The organism is Pseudomonas mercuritolerans (assembly GCF_025706525.1).
Classification (GTDB): domain Bacteria; phylum Pseudomonadota; class Gammaproteobacteria; order Pseudomonadales; family Pseudomonadaceae; genus Aquipseudomonas; species Aquipseudomonas mercuritolerans.
In genome coordinates this window covers 300,936-320,240 of the sequence record NZ_JAMSHA010000004.1, presented here as the reverse complement: position 1 = coordinate 320,240, position 19,305 = coordinate 300,936, and the positions used below count along the sequence as shown (strand labels likewise).

Genomic DNA, 19,305 nt, shown 5'->3' with positions numbered 1-19,305 from the left:
TAACTGAACCAGCGCATTCGCGAGCAGGCTCGCTCCCACAAGGAATTTCAACACGGCTCAGGGCTGAGGAAATACCAAAGATTCAGGCACATCGATATCCCACAACACCCCTGGATCATCCACCGCCACTTCCACCACCCTACCCTGCGCAAACAACGGCCGTGCGCCACGATCGCCGGTCAGCGCCTGCAATTGCGCGCCAAACGAACGACCAAACCCCACGGGATGGCCAAATTCGCCATCCAGCATCGGCACGCTCACCGCGTCATCAGCCATCGCCGCGACCACTCGCTCGATACTCGATGGCAGGATAAACGGCATATCGCCGAGCACTATCAACCAGCCATCCGCATCAGCACTGGCCGCAACACTTGCGGCAATGCTGTCGCCCATGCCGGTCGATTCGATCGACACCACGTTGCAGCCGTACGCCTGGGCCATTCGCATCGCCTGCGGTCGAGCCTCGGTCGTGACCAGCACGCGCTTGTCGAGACTGGCCGGCAGGTTCACCAACACCTGCTCGATCACCGAGCGCACGGCGCCGTCGCGCCCGGTGCAATCAGCGAGCAGTTTGTCTTTGTCGGGGCCGGCGATCTGGCGAAAGCGTTTGCCCTCGCCCGCCGCCAGCACAATCACTGCGATGGATTGGCTCATGCACCCTCCAGCGGTTTTTTCTGTTTCAGCTCCACACCGTTCTTGATCGCGACAATTTCCGCCAGTAACGACAAGGCGATCTCTGCCGGCGAATGACTGCCGATGTGCAGGCCGATCGGCCCGTGCAAGCGATCAATCGATGCTTGCGACAAGCCTAGCTGAGCCAGATTTTCCCGGCGCTTCTGGCTGTTGACTCGCGAACCGAGCGCGCCGACGTAGAACGCCGGCGAGTCAAGCGCAGTGAGCAAGGCCATGTCGTCCAGGCGTGGATCGTGAGTCAAGGCGACGATCGCCGTGCGCTCGTCGGTGTGGATGTTCAACACCGCCTCGTCCGGCATGCCGGGGACGAAACGGCCATGCTGCTCTTCCCAGCCGTAAACGAACTCGGTGCGCGGATCGCAGATCAGCACTTCGAAATCCAGCAGCCGCGCCATGTCGGCGACGTAGCGCGACAACTGCCCGGCACCGATCAGCAACAAGCGCCAGCGCGGGCCGTAAATCGCCCGCAAAACCTTGCCGTCGAACACCAGCGAATCGGTTTTATTCGCCGGAGCCAGTCGCACCTCGCCGGTTTCGATGTTCAGTTCTCGGGCAACGATTTCATGGTTTTCGCAACGCTGCAGCAGCTCGGCGACCCACGCCGGGTCACCGACGCGCTCTTCGGTCAGGCGCAGGGTGCCGCCGCAAGGCAGGCCGAAACGCGCGGCCTCCTCGCGGGTCACGCCGTAGGTAATCATCTGCACTGGCGGACCATCGGTGGCGATGCGGCCGTCGTGCAGCCGCGCGATCAGGTCATCTTCGACACAGCCGCCCGACACCGAGCCGATCACCACGCCGTCCTCGCGCAAGGCGAGCATGGCGCCGGGCGAGCGCGGCGCGGTGCCCCAGGTCTGCACCACGCTGAACAGGACCACCCGCTGCCCTGCGCGGCGCCACTCGAGGACGCTGCGCAGGACGTTGAGATCGACGCTATCCATTACGCTTGCGCCTTCTGCCAGCCTTGCAACTGATACCGCACCGGCAGATTGCGGATGCGCTTGCCGGTCGCGGCGAAGATCGCATTGCACAGCGCCGGGGCAATCGGCGGCACACCCGGCTCACCGACGCCACCCAACGGCACCTCACCCGGCGGCGTCACCAGATGCACAGCGACTTCCTTGGGCGCCAGCGACATGCGCGCGACCTCGTACATATGGAAGTTGTCCTGCTGGACCTTGCCTTCCTTGAAGCTGATCTCACCGAGCACAGCGTTGCCCAGGCCCATGACGCACGCACCTTCGAACTGCGAACGGATGCGCTCAGGGTTAATCTGCGGCCCGCAGTCCACGGCGATGTCGGCCTTGTGCACGATCAGCGAACCATCGTCCTTGACCTCGACTTCAATCACCGCCGCGACATAGGTGACGAAGCTGTAATGCACCGCCAGACCGAGACCACGGCCCTTGGGCAGTTTGCGCCCCCAACCGGCAGCCTTGGCGGCAGTTTCCAGCACCGTGCGCATGCGTCCGGTGTCGATCGGATAACGCTCGGGCGATTCGCCGTAGTTCCACTCTTCGCTCAAGGTGCGTGGATCGATCTGACGATCCGGGCCGAGCAGTTTGATCTGATACTTGAGCGGATCTTCCCCGGCCTTGTGCGCCAGTTCGTCGACGAAACTCTGAATCGCAAAGCCGTGGGGAATGTTCGACACCGAGCGATACCAGCCGACCCGCGTGTGTACCTTGGCTTCGGGGTTTTCCAGGCGCACGTTGGGAATCGCGTAGGCCATGTTGGTAAAGCCCATGCCCAGCTCGAACGCCGCCTCATGGTTCATGTCCGGCGCAAACAGCGCGGTGATGCTTGGCGCCACGGTGCGATGCAGCCACCCGGACGGCATACCGTTCTTGTCGATACCCGCCTTGAGATATTCCGCCGACACAGTGTGGAAATACGAATTGTGGATGTCGTCTTCGCGGGTCCACTGCACCCGTACAGCCTTGCCCGGAAATTCCTTGGCGAGAATCGCCGCTTCGACGACGAAGTCCGGTTTGGACTTGCGCCCGAAACCACCGCCCAGCAGCGTTACGTTGAAGGTGACCTTTTCGAACGGGACGCCCAGGCGTTCGGCGATGCGCTCACGGGTGACCTGCGGTGCCTGACTCGGCGCCCAGGCTTCGCAGACGCCGTCCTTGTAACGGGCGATGGCAACCATCGGTTCCATCGGTGCCTGCGCCAGATGCGGCAGGTAATACGAGGCTTCGAGAGTGCTGGCGGCGCCGCTCAAGGCCTTGTCGATATCACCGGTGTTGCGCACCACTTTGCCGGCCTTCAGCGATGCGGCTTCAAGCTCTTTGCGATAGGCAATCGAGTCATAACTGGCATTCGGTCCGTCATCCCACTCGATCTTCAGCGCCTCGCGGCCCTTGATCGCCGCCCAGGTGTTGCTGGCCACAACCGCGACGCCGCCCAGTGGCTGGAACTCCGACGGCAACGGCCGACCTTCGATCTGCATGACTTTTAGCACGCCGGGGACTTTCAGCGCGGCGCTGTCATCGAGGCTTTTGACCTTGCCGCCGTACACTGCCGGGCGAGCGATAGTGGCGTAGAGCATGCCGTCGAAATGCACGTCGGCGCCGTACACTGCGCGGCCATTGACGATATCGGCACCGTCGATGGCCTTGGTACCTTCCTTACCGATGTAGCGAAATTCCGACGGCTGCTTGAGTCGCAGGCTGTCACGTGCTGGTACTGCCAGCGCACTGGCGGCAGCGGCGAGTTCGCCGTAGCCCAGTTCACGGCCGGACGGTTTGTGAATGACCTTGTGCAGTTGCGCATGGCATTCGCCAACCGGCACTTTCCACTGCGCAGCGGCCGCCTGTTCGAGCATGGTCCGCGCGGCGGCGCCGCAACGACGCATCGGTTCGTACCAGTGACGCATGCTGCGCGAACCATCGGTGTCCTGGTTGCCGAAGCGCACTTCGTCACCCGGCGCCTGCTGCACTTTGACCTGAGCCCAATCGGCCTCGAGTTCATCGGCCACTACCATGGTCAGACTGGTGCGCACGCCCTGGCCCATTTCCGAACGGTTGCACACCACGGTGACACTGCCATCGGCAGCAATGCTCACGTAGACCTTGGGATCGTCGATCCAGCCATTGGGCATGCCATCGGCGCCAAACTTCTTCGCAGCGTCATCGGCCAGCGCATCCTGCCAGCCCCAGCTCGCGGCGAGGACCAGCGCACCAGTGGCACCGACGCCTTTGAGAAAACCACGGCGGCTGAGGTTGCTCAGGGCGAAATCATTCGGGACACGGCTCATGCCTTCACCTCCTTCAGGTGGGTGGAGGCCTGGCGGATCGCGGTTTTGATCCGGTTGTAGGTGCCGCAGCGGCAGATGTTGCCGACCATGGCTTCTTCGATCTGCTCGTCGCTCGGGTTCGGGTTGGTTTTCAGCAGAGCGGTGGCCGACATGATCTGCCCGCCCTGGCAATAACCACATTGAGCCACGGCGCTGTCGAGCCAGGCTTGCTGCACGACCTTGCCTACCGGGTCGGCGTGGAGATTGTCGATGGTGGTGACGTTCTGGCCGATTACCGAGCCGATCGGCGTGATGCAACTGCGTGCCGGCAAGCCGTCGATATGGATGGTGCAGGCGCCGCACAGGCCCATGCCGCAACCGAATTTGGTGCCGTTGTATCCGGCGACGTCACGAATCGCCCACAACAGCGGCATGTCTTCGGTGACATCGAGGGAGTGGTCTTGACCGTTGAGTTTCAGGGTAATCATGGGCACGCCCGCATATTTTTTAGTGGTTATGGGTTACATCTTAGCGGCAAGCTGCAAGCTGCAAGCTCAAAGTGAAGGCGCGTCTGATTCGCTCGCAGATTGCAGCTCGCAACCGCGCCTTGGGTGAAGCAAATGATTGGTATCGTTAGGCGGCTAAGTTAACCCAGCATTAACAAAAAAGCCCTGCTTATACAGGGCTTTTTAGCTGCAAGTTTCTAGCTACAAGCTGCAAGCAAGAGCGGCAGATAGCTCATGACGCAGTGCAGCTTGCCGCTCGAAGCTTGAAACTTGCAGCTGCCTCAATACCGATTGGGCTCCATTTCCAGTTCGACATGAAACCGTTCGGCGATGTCTTTCTGGATACGTTGCGCCAGGTCGAGCAGTTGCAGGCCGGTGGCCGTGCCGTAGTTGACCAGCACCAGCGCCTGCAACTTGTGCACGCCGGCATCGCCGTCGCGAAAACCCTTCCAGCCGGCGCGTTCGATCAGCCAGCCAGCGGCCAGTTTCATCTGCCCATCGGCTTGCGGGTAAGCCACCAGATCCGGGTGCTGCGCTTGGATCTGCGTGACCACAGCGGCAGGCACCAGCGGATTCTTGAAAAAGCTGCCGGCATTGCCGAGCACCGCCGGGTCCGGCAGTTTTTCGCTGCGGATGCTGCAGATGGCGCGGCTGACGTCGTTGGGCGTCGGCTGCTCGATGCCCTGCTCGCTCAGGCGCTGACGGACCGGGCCGTATTCCAGATGCAGGTGCGCGGCGCGATCAAGCTTGAAGCGCACCCGCAGGATCAGCCAACGTCCCGGCTGCTGCTTGAACACACTGTCGCGGTAGCCGAAGTTGCACTGTTCCAGGCTGAAATCCCGCAGCTCGCCGCTCTCGCGATCCAGCGCAGTCAGCCCAGCGAAGACATCCTTGATCTCGACGCCATAGGCACCGATGTTCTGCATCGGCGCGGCGCCGACGGTGCCGGGAATCAGGCTGAGGTTTTCCAGCCCGGCAAAACCCTGGGCCAGCGTGTGCTGCACGAACGGATGCCACGGTTCGCCCGCTTCCGCCTCGACCACCACGCGACTGCCATCGTCGCTGAGCACGCGGATGCCGCGCGTGGCCATGCGCAATACCAACGCCGGAATATCCGCCGTCAGCAGCAAGTTGCTGCCGCCGCCGATCACCAGCAACGGCACGTCATGGGACGCGGCATAGGCCAGCGCTTCGCGGACATCGTCATCACTGTGGGCTTCGGCAAACAGCTGCGCGCGCACATCGACGCCAAACGTATTGAAGGCCTGCAACGATACTTGCGGTTGGACCTGCAAACTCATAAACGGCCCTTCACTTCGATCAGCAACTGGTCGCAGGCCGCTTCGATCAGATCGAGCACCTGCTCGAAACCCTGATCACCGTCGTAATACGGGTCCGGCACTTCATCGACCAGCCCGGAATAACGACGCAAAAACAGATCCAGCTCGGCTCTGCCGGTGGACGGCTGCAGGGCCTTGAGGTTGCGCAGATTGCTGTTGTCCATGGCGAGAATCAGGTCGTAGCTGGCGAAATCGGCCCGGCTGACCTGCTGCGCGCGTTGCGTCGACAAGTCATAACCGCGCAGTTTCGCCGCGGCCTGGCTGCGCTTGTCCGGCGGGTTGCCGACGTGCCAGTCACCGGTGCCCGCGGAGGCCACTTCGACCACATCCGCCAGCCCGGCTTCACGCAACTTGTGGCGCAACACGCCTTCGGCGGTGGGCGAACGGCAGATGTTGCCCAGGCACACAAACAGAACGCGCATCAGGCCCCCAGCAGGCGACGAACCCGCTCAAGGTCTTCGACGGTGTCGACACCGGTCGGCGGCGCGATCAGCGCGTCGGCAACATGGATACGCACGCCGTGCCACAAGGCACGCAGTTGTTCGAGGGATTCGGTGTTTTCCAGCCAGCACGGCCCCCAGCTCACGAAGTCGTGGAGGAACCCGGCGCGATAGGCATAAATACCGATGTGGCGGCGATAGGGCACGCCTTCCGGCAGGTGCTCGCGGCTCTTGGCAAATGCATCGCGAGCCCATGGCAAGGTCGCGCGGCTGAAAGTCAGCGCGAGGCCGTTGATGTCGCTGGCGACCTTGACCACGTTGGGGTTGAACAGGGTCTCCACGTCTTCGATCGGCTCAGCCAGCGTGGCCATGCGCGCTTCGGTGTGAGCGGCAAGGTTAGCGGCGACCTGATCGATCACGCTTGGCGGAATCAGCGGCTCATCGCCCTGGACGTTGACCACGATCGCATCAGGCGCAAGGCCCAGTTTCGCTGCGACCTCGGCCAGACGATCGGTGCCGGAGTTGTGATCTTCACGGGTCAGCACCACTTCGGCGCCAAAGCTTTTGCACGCCTCGACGATGCGCGCGTCATCGGTGGCAACCACGACGCGGGTCGCGCTGCTTTTGCTCGCCTGTTCCCAGACATGCTGGATCATCGGCTTGCCGGCAATATCCAGCAACGGCTTGCCCGGCAGACGGGTCGAGGCGAATCGCGACGGGATGACAACGGTGAAGGCTGTGGTCATTTATCCAGACGCTCGTCGGTGGTCAGGGTGCGCGCTTCGCTTTCCAGCATCACCGGGATGCCGTCGCGGATCGGATAAGCCAGGCCGGCGCCCTTGCTGATCAGTTCGGTCTTGTCGGCGCTGAGCTTGAGCGGGCCTTTGCACACGGGGCAAGCGAGGATGTCGAGCAGTTTGGTGTCCATGAACATTCCCAGAAATAAAAGAGTTAAGGCAGCAGACGATCCGGCAACAGGCGCATCAGTTGAGTGTCGAACCAGGCCACAAAGGCTGGCGACGGCACGGCATCGACCGCCAGATACCACCAGTCGGCAGCAGCAAAGGCACGGCACTTCACCGCGTCCTTTTCGGTCATCACCAACGGCAATGACGGGGTGAAATTCAACGCCTGCACGCTGTACTCGGCGTGGTCGGCAAATGCATGGGCGATCGGCCGCCAGTCTAGCGCTTCGAGGGTATTGAAGAAACGTTGCGGATTGCCGATCCCGGCCACCGCGTGCAGCGCTTGCCCGGGCGGGAAATGCTCGAGCGACTGACGCTCGCCGCTGCGCAGATTGACCAGTGCGGTGGGTTGCAGCCGGAAGGCGAAACCATCGTCGCGATCATCAAGGGCACCGTTGAACAGCACGCCATCGACACTTTGCAGGCGCTCGACCGGCTCCCGCAACGGCCCGGCCGGCAGACAGCGCTGGTTGCCCAAGCCCCGTGCGGCATCGATCAGCACCAGTTCCAGATCCCGCGCCAGACGATAATGCTGCATGCCGTCGTCAGACAGAATCAGGTCCAGTGGCTCACTGGCAATCAAGGCTTTGACGGCGGCGCTGCGATCGGGATCAATCATCAGCGGCACGCCGGTGCGCTGGACGATCAGCAGCGGCTCGTCACCGGCAATCTCGGCGCTGTGCTCGGCCTCAACCCGCCACGGCAGTTGCGGCGGTTTGGCGCCATAACCGCGACTGACCACACCAACGCGCAGTCCACGGCGTCGGCAATGATCGATCAGCCAGAGAATCATCGGCGTCTTGCCGGTACCGCCAACGGTGATATTGCCGACCACGATCAACGGAACCGGCGATTGGTAGATTTCACCTTCGCCGTCGAGAAAGCGCTGACGCTTGTTGATCACCACGCGGCGATACAGCATTTCCAGTGGCCGCAGCAGCGTCAGGGCCGGATGCCCCTGATACCACGCGGCGAGCAGGCGATCGGACAGGCTCATCAGGATTTCGGCGCCGCCTCGACCGTGGTCATGCGCAGATGGCTGAAACCGAGCTTGCCGGCCGCGTCCATGGCGGTGATCACCGATTGATGCTGGGCCTTGCCATCGGCACTGATCGACAGCGGCATATTGGTGTCGCCGTTGGATTCTTTCTGCATGGCTTCCATCAGCGTCGCCAGATCATTCTTCGGCAGAATCTTGTTGTTCACCGAGAACACGCCTTCGGCACTGATGGCGACGTCCAGCTGTTTGACCTGCTGATCTTCGGCAGGCGAACCGCTGACCGCTTCCGGCAGATCCACGCGCAACTGGGTTTCCCGAGTGAAAGTGGTAGTGACCACGAAAAACAGCAGCAGAATGAACACCACGTCAATCAGCGACGCGAGGTTGATGTCTACGGTTTCCCGGGGCTTGCGACGGAATTTCACGCTTTGCCCTCGGCCAGATCGACATCACGGTCGCCCTGCACTACTTCCACCAATTTGATCGCTTCCTGCTCCATACCGACCACCAGCTCGTCGATGCGGCGCTGCAAAAACCGGTGGAAGAACACCGCTGGAATCCCGACCATCAGGCCCGCTGCGGTCGTGATCAGCGCTTTGGAAATACCGCCGGCCAGTACCGAAGCATTGGTAGTCATGCCGGAGCCGGTGAAGGCACTGAAAATGTCGATCATGCCCAGCACGGTGCCGAGCAGGCCGAGCAGCGGCGCCATGGCGGCGATGGTGCCGAGCGCGTTGATGTAGCGTTCGAGTTCATGAATGACCCGCGCGGCGGCCTCTTCGATGCACTCTTTCATGATCTCGCGACCATGCTTGGAATTGGCCAGGCCTGCGGCGAGGATTTCCCCCAGCGGCGAGTTGGCGCGCAATTCCTTGAGTTTTTCCTTGTTGAGCTGCTTGTCCTTGATCCAGACCCAGACCTGACCCAGCAGATGCTCGGGGGTGACGCGACTGGCGCGCAGTGTCCACAGGCGCTCGGCGACGATCGCCATGGCCGCGATGGAACTCAGAATGATCGGCAACATCATCCAGCCGCCGGATTTGACCAATTCCCACACAGTGACAGTCCCCTCGAAAAAGTGCGCCACTTTACCATACCGATCCGCGATTAAGACCCGCCGCCCCGACGACCGTGAGGTGGCACCCATGCTGGCACCGATCAACGGCCCGGGACCGGCGGATCGCGCCAGAAACGCCGCTGTTGACGCATCGTCCACGGCGGTTTGAAGCTGCCCAGTTGCAGATGAATGGCACCGTGCTCGGCGCTGTCGTAGATGCGCAGACCTTGCTTGCGGTAGCGCGCCAGCACGGTTGGATGAGGATGACCGAAGGAGTTGCCGTGGCCACGGGAGATCAGCACCGCTTCGGGCTGCAAGGCTTTGAGCAGGACCATCGATGATGAACTGCGGCTGCCGTGATGTGGCGATTGCAGCCACTGCGTCGGCACGGCCAGTGGGCTGTCGAGCAGAACGCGCTCGGCGTGAGTGTCGATGTCGCCGGTGAGCAGCAGGCGTTCGCCGTTGGCCTCGATCTGCAAGACACAGGAGCGCTGGTTGCTGTCATCGGCTGCCGACCATTGCCAAAGCCGGAACTGCACGCCATCCCACTGCCACTGTTCGCCACTCGCGCAGGCTTCGGCGTTCAGCTCCGGCGGCAGGTTTGGCACATCGCCGCTGACCACGCGGTGCACCTTCAATCCCCGCATAACCGCCCGGGCGCCGCCAGCGTGATCGGCGTCGGCATGGCTGAGCAGCATCAGGTCTAGCGCTTGCACATTGAATTTACGTAACGCTGGCAATACCACTCGCTCGCCGAGATCGAACTCGCCGAAACGTGGGCCGGCGTCATAGAGAAGCGCGTGATGGCGGGTGCGGATGAGGATGGCCAGGCCTTGGCCGACGTCGAGTTGCCAGACATCGGCCCGCCCTTCTTCCATGCGCTCTCGGGGCGGCAACACCAAGAGCAAGAGCAGCGGCCAGCCCAACGGACGCAGCGGCACACCACGGGGCAACAACAATAAAATCACGCCAAGGCTGCCCAGTATCAACGCCCAAAATGGAATGGCGGCAGGTATCCACGCTGGCCATTGCCCGGCAATCAGCGCCAGCCCGATAAACAGCCAGTCGATCAAACCACCGGCCAGCCATAGCAGCCCTTCGCCGACATAAGGCACGGGCAGCAATAGCGTGCCAAGCAATGCCGGCGGCAGCACCACGAGGCTGACCCACGGAACGGCCAGCAGATTGGCTACAGGCCCGCTGACGCTGATCGGCAAGCTCAGCGCCAGCAACACCGGACACAAGCCAATTGCGATCAGCCACTGCGCGCGGGTCCATGTCTGCCACCAGCGCCAGGCCCCCAGCCGCCCGCCGAAAGTGAAGATCAACACTGCCACCGCCGCGAAGGACAGCCAGAAGCCGGGACGCAAACTGGCCAGTGGATCAAACAGCAGCACGCCATTGAACGCCAGCAATAACGGCCACCACGCGCCGAGATGGCGAAAACGCAGGCGCCACAACAGCACCAGCGCCACCATCACGCAGGCGCGCTGCACCGGCACATCGAAGCCTGCGAGCAAGCCGTAACCCAGCGCCGCCGCGAAGGCCAGACCACAGGCCCACGGCAACCATGGCCAGCGCAATGGCCAGATTCCGAACCGCGCCAGCCCGGCGACCAGCAGATACATCACTGCGGCGAGCAAGCCGATGTGCTGGCCGGAGATCACCAGCAAATGCACGGTGCCGGTGTCTTGCAGCACCTGCCAATCCTCGCGACTGAGGCCTGAACCGTCACCAAGCACCAGCGCCGCCAGCGCGCCCTCTCGTCCTTGCGCATCGGCCGCCAGCAGGCGCTGGCGGACGCCGTCGCGCCATGCATACCGGGCCTCAGCCAGGCGCTGGCCATCCTTGATAGTGCCGGTCGCCCCGATCCGTTGCGCCAGCAGCCAGGCCTCGTAATCGAAGGCGTCCGGGTTGAGCAAGCCACTCGGGCGCTTCAATTTCACCGCCAGACGCCAACGCTCACCACTATTGACCGGCGGCCCGGCGTACCAGGCCAGGCGCAGCAGCGATGGCAGTTTTTCATGGCGTGAACACGCATCAGCCAGCTCGAAACGCACCACGCCATCGCTGTGCTGCGGCAAGCCGACCACACGCCCTTCGAGCCAACGGGTTTCTCCGTCCAGACTCGGTGGCAAGCGGTCATTCAGCGCCCACTGCGCGCTAACGCAGGCCCAGGTAAAGCCAAACAGCAAAAATGCCAATGGATAGCTGCGAAACGGCAGCAGCATCAGCGCCACCACTGGCAGCACTACCAACAAGCCGACCGGCGGCAAGGCCGGCAAAAAAACCGGGGCCAGCAGACCGACTGCCAGCGCCATCATCCCTGTGCGCATATGCCCGTCCTTGAGAGTCCCCTCCTTAGGCATAGCGGGTCTGCGGCACCACTGTCGTCAACAATTGTCACAAAGTCTGAATGGGCGGTTCGTAGAATCCAGACATACTTGCCGCCTTAACCGACCGAGAAGCCTTATGCCCCGGCGCTTATTCAAACGTTACATGCCCGACCCGACGAGCATCAGGGAACACAAATCCTTACGCTTTCTCGGCACGTTGCTGCATGACCCTAACCTCTGGCATCTCAACCGCCACTCGGTCGCCCGGGCGATGGCGGTCGGCCTGTTTGCGGCATTCCTGCCGATACCTGCGCAGATGCTGGTCGCGGCGGCATTGGCGGTGATGGTGCGCGGCAATATGCCGATCGCGGTGAGCCTGGTCTGGCTGACCAATCCGATCACCATGCCGGCGGTGTTTTTCTGCACCTACCAGGCCGGGGCGTTCCTGATGGATGTGCCGGCGCGGCATCTGCCGGACGAGCTGACCTGGGAATGGATCAGCGGTGAGCTGTCGACGTTGTGGCAGCCGTTTTTGTTGGGCTCGGTGGTCGTCGGTCTGGTGCTTGGCGTCCTCGCCTACTTTCTGGTGATGCTGTACTGGCGCTGGTGGGTGGCGCGGCAATGGCGGCGGCGCAAGAAAAGCCGGCAGAAATGAATGCAAAACGGCCTCCGCGATGGGAGGCCGTTTTTTGTTGTGTCTGCGCTGGCCCCTTCGCGAGCAGGCTCGCTCCCACAGAGAACATCATTCCAGTGTGGGAGCGAGCCTGCTCGCGATGGAAGCGCTGCGGTCGGGATCAGGTACGCATTCCGCGCCCGCTCACCAGCAACCGCGCACAGCCGAGATACAGCACCACGGTCGCCACCAGCATGAAGGTGATGGCGATGCCGATACGGATATCCGAGACACCAAGGATGCCGTAGCGGAAGGCGTTGACCATGTGCAGCACCGGGTTGGCCAGCGACACGGTCTGCCAGAACGGTGGCAGCAAAGTGATCGAGTAGAACACGCCGCCCAGGTAAGTCAGCGGGGTCAGCACAAAGGTCGGAATGATCGAAATATCATCGAAGTTGCGCGCAAACACCGCGTTGATGAAGCCCAGCAGCGAGAAGATTGTCGCGGTCAGCACTACCACCAGAATGGTCACGCCGAGGTGATGCACCTGCAGATGGGTGAAGAACAGCGACAGGATCGTCACGATCAGCCCCACCGCCAGACCGCGCAATACGCCACCAATGGTGAAGCCGATCAGGATCGTGTGCGGTGACACCGGCGAGACCATCAGCTCTTCGATCGAGCGCTGGAACTTGCTGCCGAAGAAGCTCGAGACCACATTGCCGTAGGAGTTGGTGATCACCGACATCATGATCAGCCCCGGCACGATGTACTCCATGTAAGTGAAGCCACCCATGTCGCCGATCTGCCGGCCGATCAGGTTGCCGAAGATCACGAAGTACAGAACCATGGTGATCGCCGGCGGCAGCAGGGTCTGCGGCCAGATCCGCATGAAGCGTTTGACCTCGCGGTAGACGATGGTTTGCAGGGCAACGAGGTTGGGACCGAACTCGGAACTCATACCGCCACCTTCGACAGATTTTTCTCCACCAGGGACACGAACAACTCCTCGAGGCGATTGGTTTTGTTACGCAGGCTCAGCACTTCGATGTTCTGCTGCGCCAGCTGGGTGAACAACGCCGTGATGCCCATGGATTTGTCGACCTGCACTTCCAGGGTATGGCCGTCGAGCAATCGGGCCGGGTAGCCGAGCAATTGCGGCGCCGCGCTCAAGTCGTTCTTCAGGTCAAGCAAAAAGGTCTCCACATGCAACTGGCCCAGCAACTGTTTCATGCTGGTGTTTTCGACGATGGTGCCGTGGTCGATGATGCCGATGTTGCGGCACAGCTGCTCGGCCTCTTCCAGGTAATGCGTGGTCAAGATGATGGTGATGCCCTTCTGATTCAGCTCGGTGAGGAAGGTCCACATCGAGCGGCGCAGTTCGATATCGACGCCCGCAGTCGGCTCATCGAGGATCAGCAGACGCGGTTCATGCACCAGCGCACGGGCGATCATCAGACGCCGTTTCATGCCGCCGGACAGCGAACGCGAAGGCACATCGCGCTTGTCCCACAGGCCGAGCTGGGTCAGGTACTGCTCGGCGCGTTCCTTGGCGACTTTCGCCGGAATGCCGTAGTAACCGGCCTGGGTCACGACGATGTCGAAGGTCTTTTCGAACTGGTTGAAATTGAATTCCTGCGGCACCACGCCGATCGAGCGCTTGAGCGCCGCCGGGTTCTTGTCCAGATCGTGGCCAAAGATATTCACCGTGCCGCTGGTCTTGTTGACCAGGGTCGAGAGGATGCCGATGGTGGTGGATTTGCCGGCGCCGTTGGGGCCGAGCAAGGCGAAAAAGTCACCTTCGGCGACGTCCAGATCGATACCACTCAAGGCCTGGAACCCGTTGCCGTAGGTTTTGGTTAGCTGCCGGATGGACAGAGCGGAACTCATATCGGATTTACGCACCAAGAAGGAAGGAAAGAAGTAAATAAGGGCGGGCGGCGAGGGAAACAACCGCGGCGCAAGTTCGCAATGGTGCTTGCCCCCGCCGCACAAGTACAGTCAAGTGTGTCGATAGTAATTATCAAGTCAACGCGGTCATGACCGCCTTCTGATAGGCCGCACGCTGCTTCAAACGTTCATACCAGGCCTGCAGATGCGGTTGCGGAGCGCGCTCGATGGGCATTTCGAACCAGGCGTAAATGAAGCTGCCCAGCGGAATGTCGCCCATGCCGATGTCATTGCCGGAAAGATAGGGCTGGCTGATCAAGGCGTGGTCGGCCATGTTCAGCAATTCATCGCATTCCTTGATCGCGGCGTTGATCGCCTTCCAGTCCTGCTTCTCCGCAGGCGTGCGCAGCACACCCCAGAACACCGTGCGAAACGGCCCGGCGAAACTCGACGTGGTCCAGTCCATCCATTTGTCCGCCGTGGCGCGGGCTTGCGCATCCGCCGGATACCAGGCGCTGTCCGGGGCGTGTTTGGCCAGCAGATAGCGAACGATGGCGTTGGATTCCCACAGCACGAAACCGTCATCCTCGATCACCGGCACCCGGCCATTCGGGTTCATCGCGCGGTACTCGGGCGTGTCGACCACACCGAACGCGCCGCCGGCGTCGATGGCCTCGTACGCCAGGCCCAACTCTTCAGCAGCCCACAATGGCTTTCTGACGTTCGATGAATTTTTCCGTCCCCAGATCTTCAGCATGACCGCCTCTTTGCAAGTGAGTGGACGGCCAGCATACGCCGGATCAGGTGCGACTCAAATCGGCCTGCATATCGCCCAGCAGCACCGGCAGTTGCTCACTGAACAGATGCGGATAGCACTTTTGCAGGTGCTCGAAGAAGAAGGTTTCCGGCACATCGGTGAATTGGCCGTGATCGAGCAGATACTCCATCAACTGCGCGCCGTCACGGTTGAACGGATGGAAAACGCTGTCATTGATGCCATCGAACTCCAGCGCTGCGACGTTGAACAACTCGCACAATTGCTGGTTGAACGCTGGCGTCGCCTTGACCCAGCGGCCGTCGAGAAACAGCTCGGTGTAGCCATGCATGGCAAACACATCGCTTTTCAGCAACTCGAGCAGACGTGGCGTCGACAGGTGATTGCGCACATCGGCCAGACCGATGCGCGCCGGGATCCCGCAATGCCGCGCACAACCGGCAAGCAGCGTGGCTTTCGGCACGCAGTAACTCTCCCCTGCTGCGAGTGCGTAACTGCCGCGCAGGGTTTGCGGATCACGGCTGAAGGTGTACGGGTTGTAGCGCACCGCCTCGCGCACGGCGTAATACAGACTGATCGCCTGCTCACGCGGATCATTACTGGCACCGCGATGCTGCTCGGCGAACTCCACCACTGCCGGGTGGTCACTATCGATGAAGCGGCCGGGGCTCAGATACTCGTGCATGACGGCAATCTCCTGGATGAGTCACGAGTCTAGCGACAGCCTGAGCACAGAGATAACGACGTTTCGGCCAAACCTGAAAGCAAAGCTGCGCAGCAACGAACGATTTCCCACACGTGTTGCCCACCGAACCTACGAAAACCATCCGGGGTTTCCCACGATTTCAATCACCATGCTCTGACCACCCGGTTTCACAGATGCCGTCTAAGCTCTGGAGGGTCGATTTGCCTTGGTTCACGGAGGACTGAATATGCTGTTGTTGTGGATACTGGTTTTGATCGTCGGCGTGGCGTATCTCGCCCATCGACGCATCGCCCCGCTGCCCGCGTTGGGCATCGTGGCGGCCTATCTGGTCGCCATGGGGATTTTCAGTCACGCGCCGGGCTGGCTGCTGTTCATCTTCTGGGTCCTGTTGGCGGTGGTCGCCGCGCCATTGTTGCTGCCTGACCTGCGCCGCAAGCACTTCACCGCGCCGCTGTTTAACTGGTTCCAGAAAACCCTGCCGCCGATGTCGCAGACCGAACGCGACGCGATCGATGCCGGCACCGTATGGTGGGACGGCGAGCTGTTCAGCGGCCGTCCGGACTGGGACAAACTGCTGTCCTATCCAAAAGTGCAACTGAGCGAAGAAGAACAGGCGTTCATCGATGGCCCGACCGAAGAACTCTGCGCGATGGTCAGCGACTGGCAGATCGGCCAGTCCATGGACCTGCCGCCCGAGGCCTGGACGCACATCAAGGAACACGGCTTTTTCGCCCTGATCATTCCCAAGGAATACGGCGGCAAAGGCTTCTCCGCCTACGCTCACTCCCAAGTGGCAATGAAACTGGCGACGCGCAGCGGTGACCTCGCCTCAACCGTGATGGTGCCCAACTCTCTCGGCCCGGCCGAATTGCTGCTGCATTACGGCACCGATGAACAACGTAATCACTACCTGCCACGCCTGGCCCGTGGCGACGATATCCCGTGCTTCGCCCTCACCGGCCCGCTGGCCGGTTCCGACGCCGGCGCGATGCCCGACACCGGGATCATCTGCAAAGGCCAGTGGGAAGGTGAAGAAGTCATCGGCCTGCGCCTGAACTGGGAAAAGCGCTACATCACCCTCGGCCCGGTCGCTACCCTGCTTGGCCTGGCATTCAAGGCTTATGACCCGGATCACCTGCTCGGTGAAGAAGAAGACCTCGGCATCAGTCTGGCGCTGATCCCGACCGATACCGCAGGTGTGGAAATCGGTCGTCGGCACCTGCCGCTGGGCGCCGCGTTCATGAACGGCCCGAACTCCGGCAAGGACGTGTTCATTCCGCTGGACTACCTCATCGGTGGTCAGGAAATGCTCGGCAAAGGCTGGATGATGCTGATGAACTGCCTGTCCGTCGGGCGTTCGATCTCGCTGCCAGCCGTGGGCACCGGCGCGGCCAAGTTCACCAGTCTGGTCACTGGTCAGTACGCGCAGATTCGTGAGCAATTCAATGTGCCGCTGTCCGCTTTCGAAGGCATCCAGGAAGCCATGGCGCGCATCGGCGGTAACGCGTGGATGATGGACGCCGCCCGCATGCTCACCGCCAACGCGGTGGATCTCGGGGAAAAACCCTCGGTGCTGTCGGCGATCCTCAAATACCACCTCACCGAACGCGGCCGCGAATGCATCAGCCACGCCATGGATGTGCACGGCGGCAAAGCAATCATCATGGGGCCGAACAACTACCTCGGCCGCAGCTGGAACGGCGCGCCGATCTTCATCACCGTCGAAGGCGCGAACATCCTGTCGCGCAACCTGATGATCTTCGGTCAGGGCGCGATCCGTTGCCATCCGTTCGTACTCAAGGAAATGGCCCTGGCCGGTCGCCAGGATAAAGACCAGGCACTCAAGGAATTCGATGGCCTGTTGCTCAAGCACATCGGTTTTGCCGTGAGTAATGCCGCCAGCACACTGGTGCTGAACCTCGGGCTCGGTCATTTCGAACATGCGCCGGGCGACAGGATCAGCCAAGGCTACTTCCGCGCGCTGAACCGTCAGGCCGCCGCATTCGCCATGCTCGCCGACTTCAGCATGATGCTCCTGGGCGGCGAACTGAAACGCCGCGAACGCCTGTCGGCTCGCCTTGGCGATGTACTGAGCAACCTGTATCTGGCCTCCGCCGCGCTCAAGCGTTATCACGACCTGGATTCGCCGGAGTACATGGAGCCGCTGTTCCGCTGGGCCATGGAAGAAAGCCTCGGCCAGTCGGAGCGTGCGCTGGATGAACTGCTGAGCAACTTCCCGAACAAAGTCTTCGGCTGCCTGCTGCGGGTCATCGTCTTCCCGTTCGGTCGCCGTCACAAAGGTCCATCGGACAAACTCGGCGCCGAAGTCGCTGCGGTCATCGGTCGCGCCAAGGGCGATCCGGCGCTGGAAGAACTGCTCGCCGGCTGCTACCGCCCGCAATCGGCGGACGATGCCGTGGGCGCGCTGCAACACGCCAGTGACCTGCTCAATGCCGCGCAACCGCTGCACAAAAAACTGCACACCGCACTGAAGAGCGGGCAGGTCAAACCGGCAGCCGGCGAACATGCCATCGATGCCGCGCTGGAAGCCGGCGTGCTGCAAGCCGTCGAAGCGCAAAGCCTGCGTGACGCCGAAGCGGCCCGCCGCAAGGTGATCGACGTCGATGATTTCGCCAAAGAGGAACTGAGCCAGGCAGCGGGCAAAGTCCGCTGATCCCGGTTTATGTGAAAAAACGGCGCGAGGGCTTTATACTCCCGCGCCCGTTTTGCTCTTGAGGACTTATCTCGTGTCCAACGTCGTTGCCGATCATCTCGTGTTGCTCGACCACCTGCGCAGTATCCTGGTCGCCGTAGGTGAGGCCGAACAAGTGCCCGAAGAAAGCCATGCCCTGTTCCTCGAGCGCTTCGACGAACTGCTGGCCTCCCTGCCGATCGACCCTATCGAAAGCCAATACCTGGGCCAGGACATCCTCACCCAAGTCATCAGCCGCTACCCGCAAATCGCCCACCTGATCCCCCGCGACCTGCTGTGGTTCTTCGCCGGCGACTGCCTGCACTACCTCTCCGACGAAGAAATCGACCTCTACCAGGCCCTCGAAGAACGCCGCTACGAAGCCGAACAGAACGACGAACCGTTCGACTGGAACCAGGAAAAACAACTGCTGGCCATGTCGGCGCAGGACAGCAAGCATTGATATTCGACAGGTAATCGAAAGGCCCGCACTGGTGATTCCGTGCGGGCCTTTTTTTTCAAGATCAAAAGCCCCTCACCCTAGCCCTCTCCCGGAGGGAGAGGGGACTGACCGCGCTGTTTGGATGAAGTACGTCGACCTGAATTACCGAGTCGAATGAGATTCGAAAAGCCAAAAAATCGGCTCCCTCTCCCTGGGGAGAGGGCTGGGGTGAGGGAAAAATCCACTACAAAACCAAAGCCAGACACCTCCCGCTCCTAACCACTCAAAACAATGAGCGCAAGCTCGAGTACCGCTCTTGATCTTGATTCACAGGCGACGTCGGAAGGCTGAGCGTAGGGATTGATCCGGGCGTGGGAGCGCAGCGACCGTACGACGCAGTCGTACACAGCGGAAGGAGGTGCAGCGAAGCAAACCGTAGCCGCTGCGCCCGGATCAGTCCCGGAGCGAAGGAACCCGAGCCTGCGAGGGCCGAACGCAGGAGCAAGCGTTTTGGTTACTTTTTGGCGTCTGAAAAAGTGACTCGCCGTAAGGGCGAAACCGCCAGAAGCAACAACCGAAGCAACGGATATTCACCCAAACCACCAGAGCATG

At 61.6% G+C, this 19,305-nt stretch carries 19 protein-coding genes; 3 read left to right on the top strand and 16 right to left on the bottom strand.

All coding sequences use genetic code 11. The annotated features are described in order from the left end of the window. Positions 1–57 precede the first annotated feature (57 nt). From ND528_RS13565 to ND528_RS13510, 12 genes are all read right to left on the bottom strand, one after another. A complete protein-coding gene (locus ND528_RS13565; RefSeq protein ID WP_263470511.1) occupies positions 58–654 on the bottom strand; it encodes a nucleotidyltransferase family protein in 597 nt (198 codons plus the stop codon). Then, positions 651–1,631, bottom strand: a complete 981-nt coding sequence (locus ND528_RS13560; protein ID WP_130911821.1) for an XdhC family protein — start codon at positions 1,629–1,631, stop codon at positions 651–653. Before ND528_RS13560 ends, ND528_RS13565 begins: the two co-directional genes overlap by 4 nt. Continuing rightward, positions 1,631–3,952 carry a xanthine dehydrogenase family protein molybdopterin-binding subunit gene (locus ND528_RS13555; protein WP_263470510.1) on the bottom strand — a complete coding sequence of 774 codons (2,322 nt, stop codon included), beginning with the start codon at positions 3,950–3,952 and terminating at the stop codon, positions 1,631–1,633. Before ND528_RS13555 ends, ND528_RS13560 begins: the two co-directional genes overlap by 1 nt. Continuing rightward, positions 3,949–4,419, bottom strand: coding sequence for a (2Fe-2S)-binding protein (locus tag ND528_RS13550; RefSeq protein ID WP_016771000.1), 471 nt, complete (start codon positions 4,417–4,419; stop codon positions 3,949–3,951). The genes ND528_RS13555 and ND528_RS13550 overlap by 4 nt, the downstream gene beginning before the upstream one ends. 299 nt (positions 4,420–4,718) lie before the next feature. Continuing rightward, positions 4,719–5,738 carry a UDP-N-acetylmuramate dehydrogenase gene (murB, locus tag ND528_RS13545; protein ID WP_263470509.1) on the bottom strand — a complete coding sequence of 340 codons (1,020 nt, stop codon included), beginning with the start codon at positions 5,736–5,738 and terminating at the stop codon, positions 4,719–4,721. Continuing rightward, positions 5,735–6,199 carry a low molecular weight protein-tyrosine-phosphatase gene (locus ND528_RS13540; protein WP_130911824.1) on the bottom strand — a complete coding sequence of 155 codons (465 nt, stop codon included), beginning with the start codon at positions 6,197–6,199 and terminating at the stop codon, positions 5,735–5,737. The genes murB and ND528_RS13540 overlap by 4 nt, the downstream gene beginning before the upstream one ends. Next, positions 6,199–6,963, bottom strand: coding sequence for a 3-deoxy-manno-octulosonate cytidylyltransferase (kdsB, locus tag ND528_RS13535; protein WP_130911825.1), 765 nt, complete (start codon positions 6,961–6,963; stop codon positions 6,199–6,201). The genes ND528_RS13540 and kdsB overlap by 1 nt, the downstream gene beginning before the upstream one ends. After that, positions 6,960–7,145: a Trm112 family protein gene (locus ND528_RS13530; RefSeq protein ID WP_003179363.1), complete on the bottom strand. Its 186-nt coding sequence runs from the start codon at positions 7,143–7,145 to the stop codon at positions 6,960–6,962. The genes kdsB and ND528_RS13530 overlap by 4 nt, the downstream gene beginning before the upstream one ends. Before the next feature lie 23 nt (positions 7,146–7,168). Further along, positions 7,169–8,179 carry a tetraacyldisaccharide 4'-kinase gene (gene lpxK / locus ND528_RS13525; RefSeq protein ID WP_133339569.1) on the bottom strand — a complete coding sequence of 337 codons (1,011 nt, stop codon included), beginning with the start codon at positions 8,177–8,179 and terminating at the stop codon, positions 7,169–7,171. Next, positions 8,179–8,607, bottom strand: a complete 429-nt coding sequence (locus tag ND528_RS13520; protein WP_016771006.1) for an ExbD/TolR family protein — start codon at positions 8,605–8,607, stop codon at positions 8,179–8,181. The genes lpxK and ND528_RS13520 overlap by 1 nt, the downstream gene beginning before the upstream one ends. Beyond that, complete coding sequence (locus ND528_RS13515) at positions 8,604–9,239, bottom strand: MotA/TolQ/ExbB proton channel family protein (RefSeq protein WP_016771007.1); 636 nt, start codon at positions 9,237–9,239, stop codon at positions 8,604–8,606. Before ND528_RS13515 ends, ND528_RS13520 begins: the two co-directional genes overlap by 4 nt. A gap of 101 nt (positions 9,240–9,340) precedes the next feature. After that, positions 9,341–11,575 (bottom strand): DNA internalization-related competence protein ComEC/Rec2, encoded by a 2,235-nt coding sequence (locus ND528_RS13510; protein WP_263470508.1) that lies wholly within the window; start codon positions 11,573–11,575, stop codon positions 9,341–9,343. A gap of 136 nt (positions 11,576–11,711) precedes the next feature. On the opposite strand from ND528_RS13510, the gene ND528_RS13505 reads away from it, so the two are divergent. Then, on the top strand, positions 11,712–12,230 hold the full coding sequence (locus tag ND528_RS13505) for a DUF2062 domain-containing protein (protein WP_016770668.1): 519 nt from the start codon (positions 11,712–11,714) through the stop codon (positions 12,228–12,230). A gap of 139 nt (positions 12,231–12,369) precedes the next feature. Here the strand turns inward: ND528_RS13505 and ND528_RS13500 are convergent, their stop codons facing one another. The 4 genes from ND528_RS13500 to ND528_RS13485 all read right to left on the bottom strand — a co-directional run bounded on the left by ND528_RS13500 (position 12,370) and on the right by ND528_RS13485 (position 15,538). Next, a complete protein-coding gene (locus ND528_RS13500; RefSeq protein ID WP_056788203.1) occupies positions 12,370–13,149 on the bottom strand; it encodes an ABC transporter permease in 780 nt (259 codons plus the stop codon). Next, positions 13,146–14,078, bottom strand: a complete 933-nt coding sequence (locus tag ND528_RS13495; RefSeq protein ID WP_122611441.1) for an ABC transporter ATP-binding protein — start codon at positions 14,076–14,078, stop codon at positions 13,146–13,148. The genes ND528_RS13500 and ND528_RS13495 overlap by 4 nt, the downstream gene beginning before the upstream one ends. A 133-nt stretch (positions 14,079–14,211) precedes the next feature. Beyond that, positions 14,212–14,835 carry a glutathione S-transferase family protein gene (locus ND528_RS13490; RefSeq protein WP_016771011.1) on the bottom strand — a complete coding sequence of 208 codons (624 nt, stop codon included), beginning with the start codon at positions 14,833–14,835 and terminating at the stop codon, positions 14,212–14,214. 43 nt (positions 14,836–14,878) lie between these two features. After that, on the bottom strand, positions 14,879–15,538 hold the full coding sequence (locus tag ND528_RS13485) for a transglutaminase-like domain-containing protein (protein WP_071173232.1): 660 nt from the start codon (positions 15,536–15,538) through the stop codon (positions 14,879–14,881). A gap of 247 nt (positions 15,539–15,785) precedes the next feature. Between ND528_RS13485 and ND528_RS13480 the strand changes: the two genes are divergently transcribed. Together ND528_RS13480 and ND528_RS13475 are read left to right on the top strand one after the other, a co-directional pair. Then, positions 15,786–18,233: an acyl-CoA dehydrogenase gene (locus ND528_RS13480; RefSeq protein WP_263470507.1), complete on the top strand. Its 2,448-nt coding sequence runs from the start codon at positions 15,786–15,788 to the stop codon at positions 18,231–18,233. Between the two features lie 73 nt (positions 18,234–18,306). Next, a complete protein-coding gene (locus ND528_RS13475) occupies positions 18,307–18,714 on the top strand; it encodes a PA2817 family protein (protein ID WP_039760212.1) in 408 nt (135 codons plus the stop codon). The last annotated feature ends 591 nt before the right edge of the window (positions 18,715–19,305 follow it).